Source organism: Thermoanaerobacterales bacterium (assembly GCA_030019475.1).
Taxonomy (GTDB): Bacteria; Bacillota; Desulfotomaculia; order Desulfotomaculales; family JASEER01; genus JASEER01.
This window is the reverse complement of sequence record JASEER010000074.1, coordinates 1-4,949: the sequence shown is the minus strand read 5'-3', so window position 1 is coordinate 4,949 and position 4,949 is coordinate 1. Positions and strand designations below refer to the sequence as shown.

Annotated in this window: 7 protein-coding genes and 1 tRNA gene; 3 read left to right on the top strand and 5 right to left on the bottom strand. The window is 62.4% G+C overall.

The features are described 5' to 3' along the window. A partial coding sequence (locus QMC81_11755; GenBank protein MDI6908144.1) for a glycosyltransferase occupies positions 1 to 306 on the top strand: 306 nt, incomplete at its 5' end. A gap of 137 nt (positions 307 to 443) precedes the next feature. On the opposite strand, the gene QMC81_11750 is transcribed toward QMC81_11755, so the two are convergent. The 5 genes from QMC81_11750 to QMC81_11730 form a co-directional block, all read right to left on the bottom strand. Further along, positions 444 to 716, bottom strand: coding sequence for a helix-turn-helix domain-containing protein (locus tag QMC81_11750; GenBank protein ID MDI6908143.1), 273 nt, complete (start codon positions 714 to 716; stop codon positions 444 to 446). Beyond that, positions 716 to 1,048 carry a type II toxin-antitoxin system RelE/ParE family toxin gene (locus tag QMC81_11745; protein ID MDI6908142.1) on the bottom strand — a complete coding sequence of 111 codons (333 nt, stop codon included), beginning with the start codon at positions 1,046 to 1,048 and terminating at the stop codon, positions 716 to 718. The genes QMC81_11750 and QMC81_11745 overlap by 1 nt, the downstream gene beginning before the upstream one ends. A 233-nt stretch (positions 1,049 to 1,281) precedes the next feature. Beyond that, positions 1,282 to 1,356, bottom strand: a tRNA-Val gene (locus tag QMC81_11740). A gap of 68 nt (positions 1,357 to 1,424) precedes the next feature. Continuing rightward, the gene (locus QMC81_11735) at positions 1,425 to 2,216 is read right to left on the bottom strand and encodes a flagellar motor protein MotB (GenBank protein ID MDI6908141.1); all 792 of its coding nucleotides are present in this window, start codon (positions 2,214 to 2,216) and stop codon (positions 1,425 to 1,427) included. Continuing rightward, positions 2,203 to 3,006 carry a flagellar motor protein gene (locus QMC81_11730; GenBank protein ID MDI6908140.1) on the bottom strand — a complete coding sequence of 268 codons (804 nt, stop codon included), beginning with the start codon at positions 3,004 to 3,006 and terminating at the stop codon, positions 2,203 to 2,205. Before QMC81_11730 ends, QMC81_11735 begins: the two co-directional genes overlap by 14 nt. Before the next feature lie 200 nt (positions 3,007 to 3,206). On the opposite strand from QMC81_11730, the gene QMC81_11725 reads away from it, so the two are divergent. Both QMC81_11725 and QMC81_11720 read left to right on the top strand, forming a co-directional pair. Beyond that, positions 3,207 to 4,403 (top strand): methyl-accepting chemotaxis protein, encoded by a 1,197-nt coding sequence (locus QMC81_11725; protein ID MDI6908139.1) that lies wholly within the window; start codon positions 3,207 to 3,209, stop codon positions 4,401 to 4,403. Between the two features lie 20 nt (positions 4,404 to 4,423). Then, a complete protein-coding gene (locus tag QMC81_11720; protein ID MDI6908138.1) occupies positions 4,424 to 4,921 on the top strand; it encodes a chemotaxis protein CheW in 498 nt (165 codons plus the stop codon). Positions 4,922 to 4,949 lie beyond the last annotated feature (28 nt).

Below are 4,949 nucleotides of genomic sequence, written 5' to 3'. Positions count from 1 at the left end.
GTCATCGTGCAGAAGTCGCTGCGCGAGGGCTTCGGGCTGACGGCCACCGAAGCCTTGTGGAAGGGGAAACCCCTGGTGGCCACGCCCACCGGGGGCCTGGCGCACCAGGTGCTCGACGGCAGAACCGGGCTGATCGCCCGGACGGCCGAGGATGTGGCCCTGAAGATCCGGTGCCTGCTCGCCGAACCCGCTCTCGGGAGGCGGCTGGGCGCCGACGGCCGGGAGCATGTGCGCCAGCGCTATATCCTGCCGGTGTACCTGCGCAACTGGCTCAAGCTGATCACTCTTCTCATAGGACGGGTCTAGTCCGAATTGCGCGACGCTCTTCAAGAATCCGATGGCGGGTTTGCCTGGCCGCTTTCCAGGCGGGCGATGGCCTTCAGCAAGCGGTATTCCGGCTCCAAGGCATCGCACTCCCGCTTGAAATCACGGGCTGAGAGACCCTACCGTGCTTGTATTTCGAGTCTCTTGCCGCAAGCACGGGCGATCTTGTTTAAGCTTTCCAGGCGGGGAATAACCTTTCCACTTTCCATTCTGGCGATAGCGGACTGGGTGGTACCCACTCGCCGGGCAAGTTCGGCCTGGGAAAGCCCGGCTTCGTTCCGGAGGCGGATAAGGAGGCCCGCCAGCTCATATTCCAGGCTGAAGCTATCCCACGCTTCCTTGAAGGCGGGGCTCTTCATTTCTTTTTTCAGGGCGTCACGGTAGTCGAGCACTAGATATCCCTCCTTGAACGGTACTCATCCATCTTCCTTGCCGCCGTCCTGAGAATGTTGGACGGGGCCTTCTTGGTCTTCTTTACATAGCCGTGGACAAGGGCCAAGAGGTCGGGTCCGGCCTGGAAGAAGAAGAGTCGGACGCGGGTGTTCCCGTATTGCTCTCGAAGTTCCCATAGCCCTTCGTGCCCCGGAACGCGCTTTACGTGGGGCTCACCGATGAGCGGCCAGTGGTTCGCCAGGAGGTCGATTCCACGGTAGACCTTGGCGCGCACCTTGGGGTCAAGGGAGCCGAGAAACTCAAGGACGGGTTCCACGTCGATCAGAAGCATAGGTTCACCGCCTGTAAACAGTATAGCACTAACGCTATAGGGGTGCAATTAAGAATGCGTGGACTGGGAGATGAAGGTTATCCACGTCATCCAGGAGGTTGTACGGGTAGGAAAGAAAAAGGCCAGGAGCAGATACCGACTACTCCTGGCCGATAAAGCCGGTTGCTTCGTGAACATCTCGTGGGCAACCGCTTCTCGTAACGGGTCCTAAACCCGCTAACCCTTGCCGTTATTGGTGGGCGATGCTGGGATCGAACCAGCGACCTCTTGAATGTGAGTCAAGCGCTCTCCCCCTGAGCTAATCGCCCGTTGCACATTTAATTTTACCACGGTCCGCCGCCGTATGCAAGCCCGCCGGAAGTCCCGTTGGTGTGTTCTAGGGTACGGTGCCGGGGAGCGGTACGGGGGCCGTAGAATGGGGCTCGGCGCCTTCGTACTTGCTGCGCAGGATGATGAAATCGACCCGCCGGTTCTGCTGGCGCCCTTCGGGGGTGTCGTTGGTCGCCACCGGGCGGTACTCGCCGTACCCGGTGGCCGAAAGCCTCTCGGGCGGGAAGTGCAGGTCGCGGATCAGCTCCTGGACCACGCTGCAGGAGCGGGCCACCGAAAGCTCCCAGTTTGACGGGAAACGGGCGTTGTGGATCGGCAGGTTGTCGGTATGGCCCTCGATCCTGATATAGTTCGATGTCTGCAGCAGGATCAGGCCGACCTTATGCACGATCTCCTTCGCCTGCGGGGTCAGCTCGGCGGACGCGAGGGGGAAGAGCGCCGTGTCCTGGATGGAAAGGACGATGCCCCGTTCCTCGGAACGCACGCTTAACCTCGCCTGGAGTCCTTGCTCCTTGATCAGCTGCTCAAGCTGGGACTGGATCTTTTCCAGCATCAGTCCTTCCTGCTTGTTCTGGATGGACGGGCTGTCCTGCCCCGTGACGCCCACGCCCGGGGCCACGGTTACCCCGGGGTAATCGAGGACCATTCCGGCGCCTCCCAGGGCCTTGGTTAGAGACTCGGCGATGGCGCGGAACTTGGAGGCGTCGACCTTGCTCATGGCGTACATCACGACAAAGAAGATCAGCAGGAGAGTGATCAGGTCGGCGTAGGTGATCAGCCAGCGATCCTGACTGGCCTTCGACCCATGTTGCTGGCCCTGCCTCCTATGAAGCGCCATAGGCTTCAGCTCCCGGCGCGCCTTCGTTCTTCGCCGCTTCGCGCTCCCTCGGGCTGAGGAAGGCGGTAAGACGTTCGGTGATCATAATCGGGTTGTTCCCGGCCTGTAGGGCCAGAATGCCTTCCAGCATCAGTTCCCGGACCTGCGCCTCCTTGCGGCTGATGTTCTTCAGCCGCGTGCCGATGGGGAACCAGAGGACGTTGGCCGAGGAAACGCCCCACAGGGTCGCCGTGAAGGCCAGGGCGATGGCCGGGCCTAGCTTTTCAGGGTTGGAGAGGCTGGAGAGAACGTGGATCAGGCCCAGCACCGTCCCGATGATACCCATCGTCGGGGCGTACCCGCCGGCCGACTCGAAAATCTCCTGCGCCACCCGGTGCCGTTCGTTGAGGGAGTACATCTCGATCTCCAGGATCCCGCGCACGGTCTCCGGTTCGGTGCCGTCCACCACGAGCTGCAAGCCCTTGCGCATAAAGGGGTCTTCGACCTCGTCCAGCTGCTTTTCCAGGGATAGCAGCCCTTCGCGCCGGGCCTTTTCAGCCATGGCGACAATCTGGTGGATGACGGCCCCCTCTTCCGGCATGCGGTGGAAGAGCAGGGCGCGTATGGCGGGCACGACCTGCTTCAGCTGTGGCCAGGAAAAGCTGGCCGCCGTCGCCCCAAAGGTGCCGCCGAAGACGATGAGCAAGGCGGTAGGGGAAAGGAGTTGGCCTATGTGGCCGCCTTCGATGAGAAAGGCGATTAGAAGCGAGGCCGCGCCAAAGGTGATCCCAAGCAGAGTGGTCAGATCCACGTTCCGCCCTCCTTAGCTAACCCGGAGCTAACCCGGCATTTACATAGTTCGACCGTCTTCACAGAGATTCGCGGTTTAGCAAGCCTTTCCTGCCATATTGGTGTGGATTCTTAAAAATAAAAAAATTTCCCTGCTTGTCCGAGAAATTTGGTAAACTATAATCGAATAACTTAGAGGGAAAGACCAGAGGAGTGAGAGAGATGCTTCGCCGTACCCCGCCAGAAGCAAAGAGGCGCAAGTTCTCGGTCAGGCCGACGGTGAAGGTGAAGTTCTTCCTTCTCTGCCTGCTTTCCTCCCTTTTTACGGCCCTGGTGGGCGCCGGCGCGATCTATTCCTTTACGACTGCAGAGGACGAGCAGGCCATGGTCCGGGCCTTACAGGTGGTAGGGTTCGGGACGGCCGCGGCCGTGGTAATCATCATGGCCCTTGGGTATTTTATGGCCGCGGGCATTGTCGGCGCGGCCAGGAAACTCACGAGCGGCGTGGAGCGGCTGGCCGGCGGGGACCTGACGGCCGCGGTGGAGATCAAGAACCGCGACGAGATCGGCGAATTGGCGCGCGCCTTCGAGAGATTGCGCGGTACCCTGCGGGAACTGGTGGAGGTCCTTCAGCGGCAGGTGACCGCCCTGACCGAGGCCACGGCACAGATCTCGGCGAGCGCCGACCGCGTGGCCAGCGGGAGCGGGCAGCAGGCGGAAGAGGTGCAGGCCGTCGCCCGGACCACTGAGGAGATGGCCCGTATCATAGAAGAAGCATCTTTCAGCGCCCGCCGGGCGGCCGAGGCGGCCTCCGCCTCGCAGAAAACGGCCGCCGCGGGAACCGAGATCCTCACGCAGACCGCGCGTACGATCGCACAAATCAACCAAAAAATGGCCGCCCTCGGGAAGGAATCTGACCAGATTGGCGAAATTCTTCATGTTGTGGAGGATATTGCCGAACAGACCAACCTCCTGGCCCTGAACGCCGCCATCGAGGCGGCGCGGGTCGGGGAGCAGGGCCGCGGCTTCGCTGTGGTGGCCGAGCAGATCCGGAAGCTGGCCGAGCGTTCCGGGACCTCCTCCAAGGAGATCGCCCGGCTGGTGAAGGACGTCCGCGAGGGCGCGGCGGCCGCCATGGGGTCGGCGCGCCACGGGGTGGAGTTGACGAAGGAGATCAACCGCTTCATCCGCGAGATCGGGGAGGCGGTGAAGAAGTCGGTGGCCATGGCCGAGGCCATCGCCGAGAACTCGGAACGCGGCGCGGCCAGGGGCGAGGAAGTGGTCAACGCGGTACAGTTGATCGCCGCCGCCGCCGAGGAGGCCGCGGCCGGCACCGAGGAAACCGCGGCGGCCGTGACGGAGCTGTCGCGGGCGGCCGAAGGGTTGCGGCAGGTTCTGGCCAAGTTCAAGCTAGCCTAATATTTGCGGAGGTGACCGGAATGGCACAGGAAACCGAGATCAGGGGCAACGAGGAACAGGTTGTCGTCTTCCAACTGGCGGAGCAGACCTATGGGGTGGATATCGCACGCGTCTACGAGATCATCCGCATGGAGGCCATCACCCGGGTGCCGCGGGCGCCGCAGTTCGTCGAAGGGGTCATCAACCTGCGCGGGCGGATCATCCCGGTGATCGACCTGCGCCGGCGCTTCGGGATGCCGCAGAACGAGCAGACCCGCGCCAGCCGCATCATCATCGTGGAGATGAACGGCATGACGGTGGGCATGGTCGTCGACGCGGTCCTGGAAGTCCTGCGTCTCCCGGCGGAGAGCATCGAACCCCCGCCGCCGGTGATCAACGGCATCGATTCCGCCTACCTGCGCGGTATCGCCCTCTGGGGCGAACGGTTGATCATTATGCTGGACACGGAGAAGGTCCTGGTTGAAGCGGAGCAGAAGGAACTCCGCGAGGCGGAGATGGCCGTGCAGGCTACGGCGTAACCGTTGGGGGGGCGAGGAATGTTTTCGG